Here is an 18,833-nt window from a genome sequence, read left to right as displayed (position 1 = left end):
CGGTTCGACCGGCGTGCGAGGATCTGCCCGTGGTGCTCGATCTGCGTGTCTGCTTTCTGGGGGAGTCGTTCGTCGCCGGGGTCGGTGATCAGAAATGCCTGGGGTGGGCGGGGCGGCTGGCGGCCCGCGCCGCCGCGGCCCGGCAGCCCCTGACCTACTACAACCTGGGGATCCGCCGGGAGAACAGCACCGAGCTACGGGGGCGGTGGGAGGCCGAATGCGCGCCCCGGCTGCCCGCGGGCGCGGACTGCCGGGTGGTGATCTCCACCGGCGTCAACGACACCCAGTTCGAGAACGGGCGTCCCCGAGTCGATTCCGCGGAGTCGGTGCGCAATCTGGCCGAGATCCTGCGCCGGGCGCGGGAAAAGGGTTGGCAGGCAATGGTGGTCGCGCCGCCCCCGAATGTCGACGATGAGCACAATGCCCGGCTGCTGGACCTCGACGTCCGCTACGCCGAGCTGTGCGAGGAGGCGCAGGCGCCCTACCTGCGGGCCCATCAGCCCTTACGTGAGAACCAGATCTGGATGCGCGACATCGCCGCCGGTGACGGCTACCACCCGAGCGCGACCGGATACGACGAGTTCGCCGCCCTGCTCGCCCCTCACTGGCTGCTCTGGCTCGCCGATCCGGGCTCGGAACTGCCTGTCGTGCGCTGATTCTCGCCGGGGCCCAGCCATTGGTCCACGAATCGCCGGACGCGACCACCGTCACTCCCCGCGCGCCGCCCCTCCCGACCCGGAACCGCCGGTAGCATGCCGTCCGAATCCCATCCTCCAAGCCAGGGGATAGTCAAACTGTTGGGTGGTTTGTGATGTTTCGTGCCGTTGTGCGTTGCGCGTTGCGCGTTGCGGTGGGACGGTCGGGCTTCGGTGCGGTGGCTGTAATTCGATTGGCGTGTCTTCGGTTTCGATGTTGTCGTGTCTGGTCCGGCTTCTCTACTGTCGAACAGGTGAGCGAACCATCGTCGTCGAACGATCGCCCCGGGAAGGCTGGGGTGAGGCAGATTCAGGCGTACCGGTTCGCGTTGGAACCGACTCACGGCCAGGCACAAGCCTTGCGTTCCCATTGCGGGGCAACCCGGTTCGCTTACAACTGGGGCCGCCGCAAGGTCCTCGCCAACTGGGCGCAGCGGCAGGCCGAAGCCACCTACGGCATCCCCGACGAAGACCTGACACCGTGGGTCAACCAATCCGCGTACAGTCTCCGCAAAGCCTGGAACGCCGAGAAAGATACGGTCGCGCCGTGGTGGGTGGAGAACAGTAAAGAGGCGTACTCGTGCGGGCTTGCGCGCGTTGCTGATGCGTTCGCCAACCACTCGAAGTCCAAACGCGGCACCCGCACCGGCCCGAGGATGGGCGTCCCGGCCCGGAAGAAGAAGCACTCGCACCAGTCGTTCACCGTCACCACCGGTAGTTACGGTCTCGGCGACGGGTCGCGGCAGGTCAAGATTCCCCGTATCGGGGTCGTCCGGACCGGTGAATCGACGCGCAAGCTCGCCAGGCGGCTGCGCAACGGGACCGCGAAACTGGGCGGCATGACCCTGTCGTGGCGCGGTGGCCGCTGGTGGGTGTCGTTCACCGTCCGGGTCCAGCGCAACGATCCGAAACCCGCGCGGCCTGACGCCGGGGTTGGGTTGGATGTCGGCGTGAACTCCCTGGCCGTCCTGTCCACGGGCGAGATTGTCCCGGACCCGAAGCATTACCAGAAGACCCAGCAGCGGCGTCGCCGGCTTGGGCGGGTGCGGTCTCGCCGCCGAGGCCCCGACCACAAGCACGGCGTGGGGCCGTCGCGGCGGTGGGAGAAGGCCAACGCCAATGCCAACCGCCTCGAGCATCGTGTGACCGCGATGCGCCGTGACGGGCTCCACAAGCTCACCACCCGCCTGACCCGCACCTACGGGACGATCGTGGTGGCGGACTTGAATGTTGCGGGGATGCTGCGCAATCGGTCCCTGGCCAAGGCGATCTGGTCGGCCGGGTTCTCCACACTGCGCCACCAGCTCGAATATAAGTCCCGCTGGTACGGCGGGCGGTTGGTGACCGCCGACCGCTGGTACCCCAGTTCCAAAACGTGCTCTTCCTGCAAGACAGTGAAAACCAAGCTGGCTTTGGGTGAGCGCGTATTCCGTTGTGATCATTGCGGTCTGGTGTTGGATCGTGATGTGAACGCTGCCCATAATTTGGCGGCGTTGGTGTCCTCGGCGAGTTGCGTCGGGACGGTAAAGATGCCCGCTGGAAACCGTGTAAGACCCGGCTCGCCGGGCGGTGGTATCGCCACGGGAAGACCCGAAACTGCGGTTGCGGGCCAACCCTGCCGGAGCAATCTCGCAGGTCACGGAACTAGACAACACCTTCCGTGAACGGTATGCCTACCGGTTGCCTTGGTTCCTAACCTGGTGGCATTGCCCTGTTCCTAACCTGGTGGCATGGATATCGACACGCGACTACTGCGTTACTTCCTGGCAGTCGCGGATGCGGAGAACCTGCCGCGGGCGGCGCAGCGACTGCATGTTGCGCAGCCCGCGCTGGCGACCCAGATCAAACAGCTCGAACAGCAGCTGGGTGTGGAGCTGTTCGTCCGGTCCCGGGCGGGCTGGACCCTGACCGCGGCCGGCAAGGTGCTCGCCGAGCAGCTGCCCGCGCTGCTCGCGTCCTGGGACCGGATCCTGCGCGCCACCAAGAGCGACTCCAGCCGCGCCTCCCGGGTACTGCGGCTGGGTTGCGTGAACAGCGCGGCCGACGGCCACATCCCGGAAATCATCCGGGTCTTCCATCGGCTGCACCCGGACTGGCAGGTCGATCTGCACCAGGGCGGCTGGACCGACCCGACCGCCGGACTCGACGAGGGCGATGTGGATGTCGCCCTGCTGCGCTTGCCCTTTCCCGGTCAGGACGAATACCACCTGCGAGAACTGTTCGCCGAACCGCGCTGGATCGCGCTGCCCGAGGACCATCCGCTCGCGGACCGCCACGACATCGCGTTCCGGGAACTGTGGGACGAGCCCTACGTCGCCTCGCCCGCCGAAACCGGTTGGTGGCGAGACTATTGGATGGGCCTGGACTCGCGGCCCGCGGACACCGCCATCATCGGCGCCATCGCCCGCAATACCGACGAATGGCTGCGCGCCATCGCCAACGGCTTCGGGGTGAGCTTCACCCCCGCCTCCACCTCCCGCACCGAATTCCCGGGCGTGGTGTTCCGGCCCGTGCACGGCATCGGCCCCACCCGGGTCGCGGTGGTGTGGCCCGACGCCTCCGAGGCCGATCCGGTGGTGCGCTACTTCATTCGCTGCTGCTCCGACATCATGGGCGGCCAGCACGGCGCGGACGGCCGCCGCACGTCCTAGCCCCCGGGCAGCCGCCGGTCGGACATGATGGGGGCATGAGCGGTCAAGTGCGGAGGCGGCAGCGCAGCGTAACCACGCAGCGCTCCGCTCATGCTCGAAAGGACGCAGCATGAGCGGTCAAGCGCGGAGGCGGCAGCGCAGCGTAACCACGCAGCGCTCCGCTCATGCTCGAAAGGACGCAGCATGAGTGGTCAAGCGCGGAGGCGGCAGCGCAGCGTAACCACGCAGCGCTCCGCTCATGCTCGAAAGGACGCAGCATGAGCGACCAGCACGAACACTGGCAGCGCACCTACCGCACGCATCCGGGCATGTACGGCGAGCAGCCCTCGGAGGCCGCGGTGTACGCGGCCGACCTGTTCCGCGAGCAGGGCGCCGTCGAGGTGCTGGAACTGGGCGCGGGCCACGGCCGCGACGCGATCTATCTGGCGCGCCGCGGTTTTCGGGTCACGGCCACCGATTTCAGCGCCGTCGGGCTGGCCCAGTTGCGGGAGTGGTCGGACGCGGCCGGGCTGAGCGCGCGGGTGACCACCCTGGAACACGATGTCCGCCAGCCGATTCCGCTGCCGTACCGCAGCGTGGACGCGGTCTACGCGCACATGCTGCTGTGCATGAACCTCAGCACCCAGGAACTGCGGGACCTGGTCGCGGAGATCCGCCGGGTGCTCAAGCCCGGCGGGGCGTTCGTCTACACCGTCCGCAATACCGACGACGCGCACTTCGGCACCGGTAAGGCGCTGGGCGACGACATCTACGAGCACGGCGGGTTCGCGGTGCACTTCTTCTCCGAGGCGCTGGTGGACAGCCTGGCCGCGGGCTGGGAACTGCGCGACCGGCACGCGTTCGAGGAGGGCGAGCTGCCGCGGCGGCTGTGGCGGGTCACCCAGCTGCTGCCCTCGCGGTGACGGGACCCGCTCAGTCCTGTTCCAGGACCGCCATGGCGGCATTGTGCCCGCCGATGCCGCTGACCCCGCCGCCGCGCACCGCGCCCGCCCCGCACAGCAGGACATTGCGATGCCCGGTCGCGACGCCCCAACGCTCCGCCGGGCTGTCGGCGGAGCCGGTGCGATAGGGAAAAGCCAAGTCCGCGTGGAAGATATGTCCGCCAGGCAGGCCCACCTCGCGTTCGAGTTCGACCGGGGTGCGGGCCTCGATGCACGGATTGCCCTCACCATCCAATGCCAGGCAGTCACCGATGGGTTCGGCCAGCACCGAATCCAGCTGCGCCAGAGTGGCGTCCACCAAGCGCCGCTTCGCGCCGCGCGGATCGTCGGCGAAAAGCCGTGCGGGCGTGTGGAGGCCGAACAGGGTGAGGGTGTGGAAGCCGTTCTCGATCAGCTCCGGCGCGAGGATCGACGGGTCGGTGAGGGTGTGACAGTAGATCTCCGACGGCGGTGCCGAGGGCAGCCCGCCCGCCGCGGCCTCCCGATAGGCGCGGTCGAGCTGGGCCGCGGACTCGGAGACGTGGAAGGTCCCGGCGAAGGCGGTGCGCGGATCCACGCGTGGGTCACGGAGTTTCGGCAGCCGCCGCAGCAGCATATTGATCTTCAGCTGCGCGCCTTCGGGTTTGTCGGCCGACTCGCCCAGCAGGCCCGCCAGTGTGTACGGCGCGGCGTTCACCAGCACGTGCCGGGCGCCGGCCGTGCCCGTGCGATCGCCGTGGGTGAAGCGGACTTCCGCGGTGTCGCCGTCGGTGTCGATGCCGATGACGGTGCGGCCGGTCCGGATCTCCGCTCCTGCCCGGCGGGCCGCCGCCGCGAGCGCGTCGGTGAGCGCGCCCATGCCGCCGACCGGCACGTTCCAGTCGCCGGTGCCGCCGCCGATCACGTGATAGAGGAAGCAACGGTTCTGCAGCAGCGACGGATCGTGGGCGTGGGTGAAGGTGCCGATCAACGCGTCGGTGAGCACCACGCCGCGCACGGTGTCGTCGGTGAAGGCGGACTCCACCGATTCCCCCAGGGGCCGTTCGAAGATCGCCTCCCAGGCGGCGGAATCATCGACCGTGCGCTGCAATTCGGCGCGGGTGGGCAGCGGATGGGTGAGAGTCGGGAACACCCGCTCGGCCAGCCGCCCGGTCATGGCGTAGAACCGCTGCCACGCTTTGTAATCCCGCTCCGACCCGGTGACCTGCGCGAAACTCGCGCGGGTCGCCGCCTCGGAGCCGTTGTCCACCAGCAGCCCCGCATCGCCGATCGGCGTGTACGAGGAGATGCGGCGCTTGCGGGTCTCGAAACTCAGATCCAGGTCCCGGACGATCCGTTCGGGCAGCAGGCTCACCAGATACGAGTACCGCGACAGCCGCGCGTCGAAGCCGGGGAACACCCGCTCGGAAACGGCCGCGCCGCCGGTATGGTCCGCGCGTTCCAGCACCAGCACCGACTTCCCGGCCCGGGCCAGGTAGGCGGCGGCCACCAACCCGTTGTGGCCGCCGCCGACCACGATCACGTCGTATCCCGCCTGCGTCATGCCTCCATCGCATCACACTGTGCTCGATTTGCCCCTCCGCTTCGCTCCGGGGCGGGTTCGCGGCGTGCTGGAGGTCTCGTTCTTCCCTCCGCTCCTCCGCTGCGCTCCCCCGCTCCACTCGGTCCAGAACGAGCGCTCCGCCACCCCGCGCTTGCGCCGCGAACCTCCGGGGTGTTCTCCGGGGTGTTCTAGCGGGAGCTCATGTCGAGCGCGGCGAGGTGGCTGAACAGCACCGACGCGCCGATCGGGTTGCCGCCACCGGGGTAGACGGTGCCGCTGACCGCGGCCATGGTGTTGCCGGCGGCGTACAGACCCGGGATGGGTTCGCCCGCCTCGTTCAGGACGCGGGCGGCGGTGTCGGTGCGCAGACCGCCCTTGGTGCCCAGGTCGGAGATGCCGAAGGCGGCCGCGTGGAACGGGCCCCGCACGATCGGGGCCAGCGGCGGTTCGCCATTGGAGAAGGCGCGGTCGTAGGCCTCGTCGCCGCGGCCGAAGTCCGGATCGACGCCCGCGGTCACGAATTCGTTGAAGCGGGCCACGGTGGCGATCAGCGCGTCGGCGGGCACGCCGATCTCCATGGCCAGACCCTCCAGCGTGTCGGCGGTCTTCCACAGGCCCGCCTCGATGAAGCGTTCCGCCTCGACCATCGGCACATTGCTGGCCTTGATCGGCGGCACCACGCCCTCGGCGTCGTCGTAGATCATCCAGAACGGGAGGGTCACCGAGCCGTCGTCGAGGTGCTCGATGATGTCGCGGCCGAGCCGGTCGTAGGGCGCGGACTCGTTGACGAACCGCTCACCGGCCTGGTTGACGAAGATGCCGCCGGTGAACCACAGCGCGAACGCCGCGCGTCCGTCGGGATGGATGAGGCCCGGCGACCACCACGCCTGATCCATCAGGTCGGTGTCCGCACCCGCCGCGATGCCCGCCACGTGCGCCTTGCCCTGATTGCCCCACGGCCCCATGGTGTCCCGGGCCACGCCTGGCACGCCGTAGCGCCGGCGCAACTCGTCGTTGCCCTCGAAACCACCGGCCGCCAGCAGCACGCCCTTGCGGGCCCGGATGGCGATGCGCTGACCGTCGCGCTCCACGATCGCACCGGTCACCGCGCCGTCCTCGGTCACCAGCTCGACCAGCGCGGTGTTCAGGTGCAGCGCCACGTTCGGGTACTTCGACAGGCCCAGCAGGAAGCGGCCGACCAGGGCGCGCCCACCGATCAGATAGTCCGGCTGCGGGTCGCCGTGCCGTTCGGTGGCCAGCGGTCCGCGCACGGACTCGCTCAGCTCACCCAGCTTGGCGGCCTTCAGCGGCGCGGGCACGATGTGCCGCTTGCCGTCCAGACGCGCCTTCGGGGCCTTGCCGAAGTAGTCCGGCCACGGGAACATCTGGAACGTGAACGCGTCGTCCTGCTCCAGGTACTCGATGACCTTCGCGCCATTGCGGATGTAGGTCTCCTGCAGGTCCGCCGGGGTGCGGTCGCCGACCACCGCGCGGAAGTAGGTGAGCGCGTCCTCGACGGTGTCGTCCACGCCCTCGCGCCGCAGCACCGGGTTGCAGGGGAACCAGACGCCGCCGCCACCGGAGAACGAGGTGGTGCCGCCGAACTTCTCGGTGGCCTCGACCACCGCCACGCTCAGCCCCTCGCGGGCGGCCGTATAGGCCCCGGCCAGGCCGCCGCCCGACCCTGCCACCAGGACATCGACTTCTTCGTTCCAGTCCGTCACCGTTTGCTCCCTGATCGACGCGGTCTCTCCGCGCGACGGTATGCGGGCGGGCGCGCCCGGCGCATCAACTATCCCAATGGCCGGATAGCCGATCGGTTCCAGGAGGTCAGCACGATTTTGCCGCGCACCCGCCCGGACTCGCCCAGCGCGTGCGCCGCGGCCGCGTCGGCGAGCGGCAGCACCCGGTCGATCACCGCGCGCAGGCGACCGGCCACCACCAGCTCGGCCACCCGGGCGAGGTCCGCGCCGGACGGGGTGAAGTAGTGACGGTGGTAGCGGGGATCGTCGAGCGCTTCCTCGCCCTGGGCGTCGATCACCCTGCCGCGCGGGGTGAGCACGCGCAGAGATCGGGCCGCGTAATCGCCGCCGACCAAATCGAAGGCCAGGTCCACGTCGCGCACGGCGGTGGTGAAATCGGTTGTCGTGTAATCGATCAGCTCGTCGCCGCCCAGGTCGCGCAGGAATTCGTGGTTGGCGGTGCGGGCCGTGCCGATCACGTACGCGCCGCGCTCCTTCGCGATCTGCACCGCCAGATGGCCGACGCCACCCGCTGCCGCGTGTACCAGAACCCGCTGTCCCGGTTCGACGTCGGCGAGAGCCTGCCACGCCGTGAGTGCCGCGGTGGGCAGCGCGGCGGCTCGGACGTGATCGAGTCCGGCGGGCTTGTCGGCGAGGAATTCCGCAGGGGTCACCGTGTATTCGGCGTTCGCGCCCGAACGGCTGACGACATTGCCGAAAACCTCGTCCCCGGGCCGGAATTCGGTGACCTCCGCCCCGACTTCGGCGACCACGCCCGACAGGTCCAGGCCCAGGGTGAACGGCGGCGGGCCCAGTTTGGTGATCGCGCCGGAGCGCAGTTTCCAATCAGCGGCATTGATCGAGGTGGCCTCCACCCGCACCAGCACCTCACGTGCGCCGGGGCGCGGCCGTTGGACCTCCACTGTCTCCAGAACGCCGGGTCCGCCGAGGGTGCGCTGACTGATCGCTTTCATGATCTCGATCCTGCGCGGGATAGTCTCCATCGGGAAGAAGGCACTCTTTTGATCCCGAGGTACCTCATGGATACCGTCTCCGACTGGGAGCCATCCGGAAATCTGGTCGACAGCTACCTGCGGCGCTGCCCCGCCCGCGATGTGCTCGCGGTGCTCGCCGACAAATGGGTGTTGCTGGTGCTGGGCACGCTGCGCAAGGAGGGCGGCCCGATCCGGTTCAACGAACTGCGCCGCCGCCTCGACGGCATCACCCAGAAGGTGCTCACCCGCACGCTGCGAGACCTGGAACGTGACGGGCTGGTCCGGCGGACCGTGTACCCGACCGTGCCGCCCCGGGTCGAGTACGCGCTGACCGAACTCGGCGCGGATCTCGGGCACATCACGCACGCCATGGGACAGTGGGCGCTGCGGCACGCCGATGAGATCGCCGTCGCCCGAGCCGCTTTCGACGAACGGGCGGCCCGCGAGCCGGAACCGGTCAGCTCCTGAACCCGGGTTCGCTCACACCTTGACCGCCAGCACGGTGGCCTGCGGGGTGCGCTCGTCGGGGCGGGCCTCCCGGGCCAGCGTCGCGGTGGCGCGAAAGCCGTGCGCGGCCAGCGCTTCGGCGAACGTGACCGGAGCCCAGCGGTAGGCGGGGGCGACCTTGTGGTCGTAGTCGTGCACGCCGGTCGGTTCGTCGGCGGCCTGGAAGCCGAACAGCGCGTGCCCGCCGGGTCGCAGCACCCGGGCGAATTCGGTCAGCACATCGGGAATCCGGGCCGGCGGGGTGTGAATGATGGAGTACCAGGCCACGATTCCGGCCAGCGACTCGTCCTCGAACCGCAGCCGCTCCATCGAGCCGACCTCGAAGGACAGGTCCGGGTACTGCTCGCGGGCGATCCGGATCATCTCCGGCGACAGGTCGATTCCGGACACCTCCAGTCCGGCCGCCGCCAGATGCGTGGTGATCCGGCCCGGACCGCAGCCGATATCGGCGACCGGTCCCGCCCCGTGCTCCCGCACCGTGTGGGCGAACGCGTCGAGCATCACGGCGTCGAACGGGTTGTCCCGCAACTGCCGCCGGAACATATCGGTGTACAGCTCCGCGACCTCGTCGTACGCGTCCCGGGTAACCCTTATGTCCGCACTGTCCACCATGTTTCGACTCTAGGCCTCCGTCGGCAGTGCCCCGATCGCGCCCGTGGACGGTGCCCGAACCGGCAGGTACTCGCCGTTCAACAGCACCCGCAACCGGGCCTGCGGTGGCATCAGGGTGCGCAGCGGCAGGATCGCCAGCCGAGCCAGACGGCGCAGGTCCCGCGGCAGCGCGGGCAGCTGAAGGTCGATGTGCCACAGCGGATAGCGGTGATCGGGATGCTGCCAGCCGTCGCGCAGCATGAACTTCAACACGCGCGGCGACAATTCGCGGGCGGTGGCGGTGGCAAGTTCCAGGCGCAGCAGGTCGCCGTCCCGGTCGACCCGGGCCCGATGCGGGTCCCCGGCATCCACGGTGAGCTGGCCGGAGTCCGCCAGATCGGTGATGAGAGCGGCCAATTCCTCGTAGCACTGCTCCCATTCGCGATCGTGCGCGCGATACGCGGCCCGCTGCTGCTCGATGATGAGGCGGCGGTCGCGTTCGCCCGGCCGCACCAGATACAGCTCCACCGTGTCGGTCTCCGGAACCAGGCCCAAGGTGAGGCGGCCCTCCGGCCAGGCCGGTCCGTACGCCTGGCCCAGCACCGCGTGCCGGGGCGCCCCGAATTCGGCGCGGAACCCGTCCAGCGCACGGGCCCGAGCGGCGGTGCGCTGCGCCGCGACCTCGGCGGGCAGCCCCTCGTCGTAGAGGAAGGATTCGATGCTGTCGCTGAGCGTGACGCAGACCGCCTCGAGCCGGTCGCCGTCGAAGCAGAAGCGGGCGCGCGGATCGTCCACGCGGAGCGCGGTGTCGGCCCACACCGTGCGCACCCCGACATCGGTGTCGTGCACCGGTTTCCAGCCCACGGCGGCGGCGAAACCGTCCAGGTCGGCGCGGGTCCAGGTCCACTCGAAGGCGCGGGCCGCACGGGCGATCTCGACGCCGGCGGGCACATCCACGCGCAGCGGCCCGGCATCGAATTCGGAGACGGCGTGGCGGCGCAGGAATTCCGCGCGCTGGGTGCGGGAAGTCGGGTGCGGCGGAATGCCGAGCGTGCTCACCTCCAGATCGGTGCCGCCCTCCACCCAGGCGTCGGCCACCAGTTCGGTCGGTGCGGCGACCCCGACCGCGCGCAGCGTGTCGGTGGTGCGCAGGGCCAGCCCGCTCATGGCGACGGTGCCCGCGCGCCGGGAGAGGGCGCGCGTCCAATTGCCCTCGCGAGGCGGCGTCCAGCCCAGCTCGATGAGCTGTCGTTCCAGTTCGGGGCCGTAATACCAGGCGGGATCGATGAATTCGCTGCGGGCCAGCTCGCCCGCCAGCTGCTCCGGCCCGGACTCGAACTGCACGAAGCGCCCACCGGGCGCGGTCACCAGCAGTCGCCCGTCGAGCGGCAGCGTCTCCAGGAATCCCGCCAGGCTCTCGGCGAACCGGATCCAGGGGCCCACGGCGGCGCGGCGGCGGGCGGCCTCGTGGCGGCGCCCCATCCAATACCGTTGCGCGGTCGGGTTCACCAGCAGCAGGTCCACGGTGTCCGCGCCGATCGTCAGACCCGCGAAGACATTCGGGAAACGCCAGGCCAGGCCCTCGGCGGGACCCGCGGCGGTGGTCTCCGGATCGCCCCAGCGGGTGGTGAACTCCGCGGCGGCGCGGGCCATGGCGGCGGCGAGCAGGTCCCGGCTGCGGGCGTCCGCGGGATCCGGGCAATCGGAGATGGCCACGCGCACATGGTCCAGGCCGCGGTCACTGCCCCAGAACATGGCCGAGTCCCACCACACCGGCAGCCCGGTGCGCGAGAAGACCGGACCGTTGCGGAGGGTGCCGACCGGTTGCGGCCCGGTCCAACCGACCAGTCGGGCGAATTCCGCGGCATTCCCGGAACCCCAACGCCAGCCGAACCCCGCGGCCGCACCGACGATCTCGACCGCACCCGCGATATCGACCCGCACCTCGAATCCCACCTCGCGACACTAACCCCGGCCCGGCCATGTCGGGAAACTACGCGGCCGCGACTATTATGTAAGCGGCCGGCGCTTCCCACGGGGCGGACAACTCACGGGAAGCCCGGCCACGGTCTTCAATGCTCGGTCGGGAATCGCGAACTTCCCGCGTCGCCCGCCGGAATGATCGGCAGCACCAGCGCCGACGGATGCTCCAGGTCGTGATAGACGGTTTGCGTCGCGACCTGCGTATTCGTGTTCTCCCCGAACGGATCACCGGTATTCGGATTCGGCGCGAACTGCGGGAAATCGCTGCTCGACACCTCCACCCGGATCTTGTATCCCGCTTTCACCAGATAACTCGTCGGCCAGATATCGATCGAGTACTTGTACGGCTGCCCCGGCACGATCGGCGTCGGATGCTCCAGCGAATCCCGGAACGCCGCCCGAATGATCCCATTGTTGAGGTTCACCGTGGACCCGTCCGGCGCCACCGCCACCAGCTTCGCCGTGAAATCGGTATCCGGCGCACTCGAGGCCGCCCACAACGTCATTCGAACCGGACCGGTGATCTCCGTATTCCCCGGCATCGGCGCGGTCGTATAGGTGAGCACATCCGACCGCTGCTCCACCACGAACTGATCCACCGGCCCCTGCGGCCCCGACGACGCCCCGCAACACGAATGCCCGCCCGCGCTCGGCACCGGATTCAACGGGTCGTACTCGAACCGATCCGGCTGCTGCGGATCCTTCGGCGCTTCGGCGGTCAGCGCGCCCGTCCGCCCCAGCATCGAATTGCCGCCGTTCCCGGACAGGTAGTAGGTGGTCCAGCGGGTATTCGGCAACGGCCACGCCGACGCCGACTTCCACTTGTTCGCGCCCATCACGAAATAGTCGACCACCGGCCGCCCGGAAACCTTGTTGTCCTCGCCCTTCAGGAAATGGTCGAACCAGGCCAGCATCAGCTCATTGATCGGACTGTCGCCCGCCGCCCCGGTCGCGGCCAGCAGGGGCGTCGTCACCCCGCTTCCGGGCCGACCCCATCCCAGGTGATCCCAGGGCCCCAGCACCAGCCGCTGCCCTGCCCGTGCCTCCGGCGAACCGCCCCCGGCCACCATCCCCGTGAAGTTCTCCACGCCACCGGCCAGGAACGCGTCGTACCAGCCCTCGAAATTCAAGACGGGGACTGTGACACTCGCGTACCGGTCCCGAATGCTCCACTGCTTCCAATAGTCGTCGCGGGTCGAATGCCGCACCCAGTCGTAGAACCACGGCGCGATCACCGGATCCCCCGGGTGCAGCGGCGGAAACTGCTGATACGGGCGGAAACCCAGCCACCGGGTGTAGTTCGCGCCGTCGGCCGCCAGCTGCTTGGCGGTGCCGGTATCGCCGCGATTGGCGGCCGCGCTCGCCCCGATCGTCTCCATGGCCCACGGCTCGACGAACCCCAACCGGAACGCTCCGCCCTCGTAAGTCCACCCGTCGTAGTAATCCGAGGCGGTATTGGCCGGAACGATCGTGGTCAGATGCGGCGGCGTGCTGATCGCCGCAAGCCACTGCGTCGCACCGACATAGGACGACCCATACATCCCGACCTTGCCATTCGTCCCCGGCAGCGCGGCCGCCCACTCCACCGAGTCGTAGCCGTCGGTCATGTCGTTCCCGAACTCGGTGAACACCCCCGCCGACCGACCCTGTCCGCGAATATCCTGCACCACAACGAGATAGCAGTGCGAAGCGAACCACTCCGGCGTCCGATACCGGTACGGCTGGATCTGCGCCGACGCCTTCCCGTACTGCGTCCGCATCAGCACCACCGGCACCGCATCACCGGTCCTCGGCCGATACACATCGGACTTCAACACCACCCCGTCCCGCATGGTCGCGGGTACGTCCTCCTGCTTGTCCACCGCGCACGCCCCACGCCCACCCGCGGGCGGCCAGCTCCCCGCGTCCTGCGGCCCCGACCCGCCGCCGCTCCCGCACCCGGCGGCGATCAGCGCGACCACGCCGACCACCACGCCCACCTGTGCGATCCGGCCACGCCGTCGCCCACTCCGGGTCATGAATCGACGGTAACGCCGCCCCCACCCCCACCGGCCGACAATCGCTCAAACAGAATAGGCAAGGCCAGCACACCCAGCCCCAGCCACTCCCGCCGCCCAGCAGCCGCCGTCTTGTCGGTGATATCCACGGTAGGTCCTTTCGCAGGTTCGACCGAACCGACGAATAGGACCCCCGCGGATGGACAGGCTAGTTTCCGGCGTAGACGGAAACCCCTGTGCAACAAGGTTCTCAGTACCTGGAACGGATGCCGAGAAGATGTCCTGTTCTCCAAGATCGGTCACGTCGGCGATCCGATCCCAGAACACATCGTTGGTGCAGAGCATCGCCAGCTCGGGTGCATCCAGGATCTCCGCCGCACGAGCGAGGCGCAGCCGGCTTGGTGCGTGCTTCCACATGGTGGACCCGCAAAACTTGGTCCCCATCGCCGCTTGGAATTCCCGATGAGTCATATTGCGTGCCGGAAGAAGCGCTCGCACGGTATCCCAGATCTCCTTGGGAATCGTGTCGACGTTGGTGTTGAACGTCATCGTGTCGAGTTCGGTCAGAACAGCCTCCGCTGACTTGCCGCGTGCGCCATGGACTCCGATGTCCTCGCAGAAGGTTGTCTGGTTCTCGCCGCCGTCGACCAGGAGGTGCCAGCAGTCGCGGTATCCGGCCTTCCGGGACTCGCTTGATCCGGCCGTGGACTCCCAGCCGGAGGAGTAGGTCGTTGACGTCGTCGATCAATCGGTGACTGGTCGAGGCATAGTAGATCCGCGCTTGGCGTCCACGTGCGTTCCAGCGGACGGACCCGTCAGTTGCCCACGGGTGTCTCAGAAATATTGCAATAAGTTCGGTGGGCATGGCGAAGACCGGTGCCGGAACGAACTTGTCATAACTGCGCAAACCGAACAGGCCGAGTTCGTCGAGCCACGCTGCGACTGGATTCCGCTTTCCTCGTGCGAGGCGGTATGGCGCGGGCAAGCGGAGCGTAGTCACTCTCGCTGCCGCGTAGTCATCGCGGACCGCAGTGATACCGAAGTGGGAGGCAGCCGCTGTCACGGCAGCCAGATTCTCCTCGTCGATGCTGGCGTAGCGGATGGGCTGGCGCTTCACGCAGGACCCATCACCGATCATGTGAGCCAACAGGATCACCTCGGGATCGGGCATTTCGATGGCGCTCACGGGCTGCGGGATCCAACGTGGGATGGCAACCCGGTCGTTGACTCCGAGTGCCTCTGCCGGTCGCCAGCCGCTCACGGTCAATAGCTGTGAATCGGCTGCCATCTCCAGCGAACGGCCGGACGCCACGTGAAGGCGCACGACTTTGGCGCGGCCGCTTCGGGATATCTTCTCGATCATCCGCGGGACGAAGCGCATCCGCTCGTCGAGGGACCACACGGGTGGGCGTTCACCGCTGTCCAGAAGTTTCTTCAGTGATATAGAAGTCCCATTATCGGCGCGGAAGACTTGTGCCGATTCTGCTAGACCGCCCAGTCTGCAGGACCCAAAGGTTTTGGTGCGTCTACCGGATGACTCCTCGGGAGCATGGTTTGTCTGCACGAACTCAATGTATCTCGAATCCGTGTTCGACGGCAGCGAATTATGCTAACCTCGTGCCATATCGACGAAGCGACTCAGGTGCAATTGGTGAGCAACGGTAATCGTCGCAGTAGGACCATTTCGGTGCTTACCCAAAATTAAATCCGCTTCGCCGCCGCGAGGGTCATCTCGTTCGAATGCATCAGGGCGATGCAACAGAATAACCATGTCGGCATCCTGTTCAAGCGATCCCGACTCGCGCAAATCGGACACCATGGGCCGCTTATCCGTCCGCTGCTCAGGACCGCGGTTGAGCTGCGAAATCGCGATCACAGGCACCTCCAGTTCCTTCGCCATGAGCTTCAGGCTTCGCGAAAATTCAGAAACTTCCTGCTGTCGCGATTCAACCTTTTTACCTGAACTCATCAGCTGGAGATAGTCCACCACGATAAGGCGCAGATCGTGCCTCTGCTTGAGCCGTCGAGCCTTCGCCCGAATTTCCATCATCGTCAGGTTCGGCGAATCATCCACGAACAGCGGCGCTTCGCTGATCTCGCTCATGCGCCGCGCCAGCTTGGTCCAGTCGTCGTCGCTCATACGCCCCGAACGCATATCGCCCAGTTTGATTTTCGCTTCCGCGGATAGGAGGCGCATGACGATTTCGGTGCGGCTCATTTCCAGGGAGAAGATGACGCTGGCCATGCCGTGCTTGATGGAGCAGCTGCGCATGAAATCCATGCCCAGGGTGGAATTGTGAGTCGGGATCATCGCTCGGCTCGCGAGGTAGAGATGATCCGCGTTGTCCACCTCCACACAGCGAACGGGGACCGATGCGATCGGACGGACATCCACGATGCACCGCGAGCTGGAGCGTGATGTAGTGGCCGCGCCACGTCGTTGCTTGTGCAGCAGCTCTTTTCGGCTCAGACCGAAGACCTCGTCTTCGGTGGCGAAGGTCAGGGTGTAGGCGGTCGAACTCGCTTCGGTACGGCCTCGGACTCGCTTGGTCGACAGCCGGCAGCGGTAGCCGAGGCTCACGATCAGCTCTTCGGTATCCCGGGCAAGCTGCTCGTTGGTCACTGCGAACTGGACCGAGCCGCCCTTGGTGACGGTCCCGTCGGTGTCGAGCAGGCCGGCGAGCAGGGCGCGTCGTTGCGTCTCGGAAGCGCGCAGGTACTCGGCAGGAATGTGCTTGTCGTTGAGCACCCCGATGGTGCGCAGCCGAGCTTGCACGCTGCCGACGGAATTGCGGCAGGACTGGCACAGACGCAGTCCGATGGACGGGCCGCCGCACTGCGGGCAGGTCGGGCTGGGCGCCGGACCGGAGACGAAACGAGCTTTACCACCGCAGGATCGGCCGCAGGTGCGGACCTCACTGGTGAATGGGATGAACTCCGTACCGCAGACGATGCAGTCGCGCGGATCGATCGGCGCGTCCTCGGGTAGCCGGAGGCTGTAGCGCAGCGGTGCGGAATCCGAGTGCGTCGCCACGATGCCCTCGTTCTCGATCCGATACACGATCTCGGGGTCGGCCGTGGTCAGCTGTGCACATGCCGAACTACCGTCGCCGAGCCAAGCACCCAATGTGTACGGGGGCAAGAGCAGCTCGCGCTCGGGCAATTGCAGTGCCTTGGTGTTGACCACCGAGTGGTTGAGCCGTCGATCGGCGGTCGTGCAGCGCACAGTGGCCGCGATTTCGGCAGTCGTCCGCACTTCCGCGAAGGTCTTCTGATTCCGATACCGGTTCTGGCCGGTGGCGGCCTGCTGCGCCGACCGGCGCGAGGATCGTGTCTCGGTGAGCCACTGATGTTGTTCGTCCGCGACTATGACTGTGCCGTCCGAGAATTCGACCTCGTAGCAAGGGCGGTCCAGCATCACTTCGGTGCCGGCGACCACACGTGTGGGTCGGCCCTGCGCGTCCAGCAACTCGTCGCCGACCTTGACCTCGCCCATGGTGGTCCAGCCGCCCGGTGTCGGCAGCGGGGTATCGAGCGCGAGAGCCTTGCCCACGCCGGGTCGGGCCGCGACGATGACCATCTGGCCGGGGTGGAGGCCGTTGGTGATCTCGTCGAGTTCGGTGAAGCCGGTGGGGACGCCGAGGGAGATGCCACCTCGGGAGGCGATGGAGTCGAGTTCGTCCATCGTCGGCTGGAGGATGTCGGTGAGGGGTGCGAAGTCCTCGCTGGAGCGGCGTTCGGTGACGTCGTAGAGCTCGGCCTGGGCGCGGTCCACGACCTCGGCCACGTCCTGGCCGTCGGCGCCGGCGTAGCCGTATTGGACGATGCGGGTGCCCGCTTCGACGAGGCGGCGCAGCACCGACTTCTCCGCGACGATCTCGGCGTAGTAGCCGGCGTTGGCGGCGGTGGGGACCGTTTGGGTCAGGGTGACGAGATACGGTGCGCCGCCGATGCGTTTGAGTTCGCCCTTGCGGTCCAGGGTGGCGGCGACGGTGACCGGGTCGGCGGGTTCGCCGCGGCCGTAGAGGTCGAGGATGGCGTCGTAGACGGCCTGGTGCGCGGGGCGGTAGAAGTCGCCGGGGCGGATGACTTCGACGACGTCGGCGATGGCGTCCTTGGACAGCAGCATGCCACCGAGAACGGATTGTTCCGCCGCCATGTCGTGAGGCGGCTGACGGCCGAAATCCTCACCGGGAGCGTCGGGATAGTCGGAGTGCGCGTGATCGTCGTGGCCGCGATCATCGACGACTGCCATGGGCTCGACCGTCCTCTCTGCTCGCGCCGCAACGGCGTGCAAGACCCGTTGTACGCCAGCGCACCGACATGTTGGGACCGCCACGCTCGAGCCGTGGTCACGACCTCGAAGGCGAACCTAGGCGACCGGACGGTGACCCGCCAAACCGAGCTGTGTACACACCTGTGGATAACGTGGGTATTGTTCACCGCCTGTTGTGCACCCCCTGTGGAAAACTTGGGGACAACAGTCGATTGCGCTGCTCAAAGCGCTGGTAGTGGCGTAATTCTCATTGTTCGCAGCTGTGGATCAATTTCGTGCGGCGTGTCGCTGGACGGCAACGGCCGGGCGTGTTGGGTTAACGAACGGTCACACTGGTGTGACTGGTCGCACAACGAAAACGGTTGGTTTGCTGGGCAATCCACAACCGATCCGAAATCTGGCGATTCCTGAGCAAACAAAAGAAATCGGAGGCCGCCCCCACGGGTGAGGCGGCCTCCGATCAACCGAATTACTCGGCGGCAGTGACCTGCAGGTCGACCTTGGCGACCACATCCGGGTGCAGATGCACCACGACACCGTGCTTGCCGGTGCTCTTGATGTGGGCCTTCGGCAGCTCGATGCTGCGCTTGTCGACGACCGGGCCGCCGGCGGTCTTGATCGCCGAGGCGACGTCGGCCGCGGTGACCGAACCGAAGAGCTTGCCGGTGCCGGCGGTCTTGACCGCGAGCGACACGCCGGTCAGGCCCTCGATGGCCTGCTTCAGCTCGTTGGCGTGGTCCAGGTCGCGCACGCGGCGGGCATCCTGTGCCCGGCGAATGCCCTCGACCTGCTTCTCCGCGCCACGGGTGGCGACAATCGCCAGGCCGCGCGGGAGCAGGAAGTTACGGCCGTAGCCGTCCTTGACTTCCACGGTGTCGCCGGGCGCACCGAGGTTGTCGACATCAGCGGTGAGGATGAGCTTCATAGCTGTGT

Annotated in this window: 14 protein-coding genes and 1 pseudogene; 5 read left to right on the top strand and 10 right to left on the bottom strand. The window is 67.7% G+C overall.

Features of this window, described 5'->3' with window-relative positions:
* The first annotated feature begins 29 nt into the window (after positions 1-29).
* From ABZ412_RS00750 to ABZ412_RS00735, 4 genes are all read left to right on the top strand, one after another.
* Positions 30-656 carry a GDSL-type esterase/lipase family protein gene (locus ABZ412_RS00750; RefSeq protein ID WP_357274697.1) on the top strand — a complete coding sequence of 209 codons (627 nt, stop codon included), beginning with the start codon at positions 30-32 and terminating at the stop codon, positions 654-656.
* Positions 657-949: 293 nt separating this feature from the next.
* Entirely contained in the window at positions 950-2,359 is a 1,410-nt protein-coding gene (tnpB, locus tag ABZ412_RS00745) for an IS607 family element RNA-guided endonuclease TnpB (protein ID WP_357274695.1), read from the top strand.
* 66 nt (positions 2,360-2,425) lie between these two features.
* Positions 2,426-3,346 (top strand): LysR family transcriptional regulator, encoded by a 921-nt coding sequence (locus ABZ412_RS00740; protein WP_357274694.1) that lies wholly within the window; start codon positions 2,426-2,428, stop codon positions 3,344-3,346.
* Between the two features lie 257 nt (positions 3,347-3,603).
* On the top strand, positions 3,604-4,248 hold the full coding sequence (locus ABZ412_RS00735; RefSeq protein ID WP_357274691.1) for a class I SAM-dependent methyltransferase: 645 nt from the start codon (positions 3,604-3,606) through the stop codon (positions 4,246-4,248).
* A gap of 10 nt (positions 4,249-4,258) precedes the next feature.
* Here ABZ412_RS00735 and ABZ412_RS00730 read toward each other — a convergent pair whose 3' ends face one another.
* From ABZ412_RS00730 to ABZ412_RS00720, 3 genes are all read right to left on the bottom strand, one after another.
* On the bottom strand, positions 4,259-5,809 hold the full coding sequence (locus tag ABZ412_RS00730) for an NAD(P)/FAD-dependent oxidoreductase (protein WP_357274689.1): 1,551 nt from the start codon (positions 5,807-5,809) through the stop codon (positions 4,259-4,261).
* 188 nt (positions 5,810-5,997) lie between these two features.
* Positions 5,998-7,533, bottom strand: a complete 1,536-nt coding sequence (locus ABZ412_RS00725; protein ID WP_357274687.1) for an FAD-binding protein — start codon at positions 7,531-7,533, stop codon at positions 5,998-6,000.
* Positions 7,534-7,601: 68 nt separating this feature from the next.
* Positions 7,602-8,525, bottom strand: coding sequence for an NADP-dependent oxidoreductase (locus ABZ412_RS00720; RefSeq protein ID WP_357274685.1), 924 nt, complete (start codon positions 8,523-8,525; stop codon positions 7,602-7,604).
* Positions 8,526-8,591: 66 nt separating this feature from the next.
* Here ABZ412_RS00720 and ABZ412_RS00715 point away from each other — a divergent pair, with 66 nt between their 5' ends.
* A complete protein-coding gene (locus ABZ412_RS00715; RefSeq protein ID WP_357274683.1) occupies positions 8,592-9,014 on the top strand; it encodes a helix-turn-helix domain-containing protein in 423 nt (140 codons plus the stop codon).
* Positions 9,015-9,026: 12 nt separating this feature from the next.
* On the opposite strand, the gene ABZ412_RS00710 is transcribed toward ABZ412_RS00715, so the two are convergent.
* The 7 genes and pseudogenes from ABZ412_RS00710 to rplI all read right to left on the bottom strand — a co-directional run bounded on the left by ABZ412_RS00710 (position 9,027) and on the right by rplI (position 18,825).
* On the bottom strand, positions 9,027-9,665 hold the full coding sequence (locus tag ABZ412_RS00710; protein WP_357274681.1) for a methyltransferase domain-containing protein: 639 nt from the start codon (positions 9,663-9,665) through the stop codon (positions 9,027-9,029).
* A 9-nt stretch (positions 9,666-9,674) separates the two neighbouring features.
* Positions 9,675-11,600 (bottom strand): DUF6301 family protein, encoded by a 1,926-nt coding sequence (locus tag ABZ412_RS00705; RefSeq protein ID WP_357274678.1) that lies wholly within the window; start codon positions 11,598-11,600, stop codon positions 9,675-9,677.
* A gap of 116 nt (positions 11,601-11,716) precedes the next feature.
* Positions 11,717-13,645, bottom strand: a complete 1,929-nt coding sequence (locus ABZ412_RS00700) for a CocE/NonD family hydrolase (protein ID WP_357274676.1) — start codon at positions 13,643-13,645, stop codon at positions 11,717-11,719.
* Positions 13,646-13,690: 45 nt separating this feature from the next.
* Positions 13,691-14,173, bottom strand: a complete 483-nt coding sequence (locus ABZ412_RS00695; RefSeq protein WP_357275970.1) for a hypothetical protein — start codon at positions 14,171-14,173, stop codon at positions 13,691-13,693.
* Between the two features lie 196 nt (positions 14,174-14,369).
* A pseudogene (locus ABZ412_RS00690) lies at positions 14,370-14,489 on the bottom strand (LAGLIDADG family homing endonuclease); the annotation flags it as partial.
* A gap of 744 nt (positions 14,490-15,233) precedes the next feature.
* Positions 15,234-17,879: a replicative DNA helicase gene (dnaB, locus tag ABZ412_RS00685; protein WP_357274674.1), complete on the bottom strand. Its 2,646-nt coding sequence runs from the start codon at positions 17,877-17,879 to the stop codon at positions 15,234-15,236.
* Between the two features lie 490 nt (positions 17,880-18,369).
* Positions 18,370-18,825, bottom strand: coding sequence for a 50S ribosomal protein L9 (rplI, locus tag ABZ412_RS00680; protein ID WP_357274672.1), 456 nt, complete (start codon positions 18,823-18,825; stop codon positions 18,370-18,372).
* Positions 18,826-18,833 lie beyond the last annotated feature (8 nt).

It is taken from the genome of Nocardia sp. NPDC005746 (assembly GCF_040630785.1).
Taxonomy (GTDB): Bacteria; Actinomycetota; Actinomycetes; order Mycobacteriales; family Mycobacteriaceae; genus Nocardia.
This window is presented reverse-complemented; position numbering and strand designations above follow the sequence as displayed.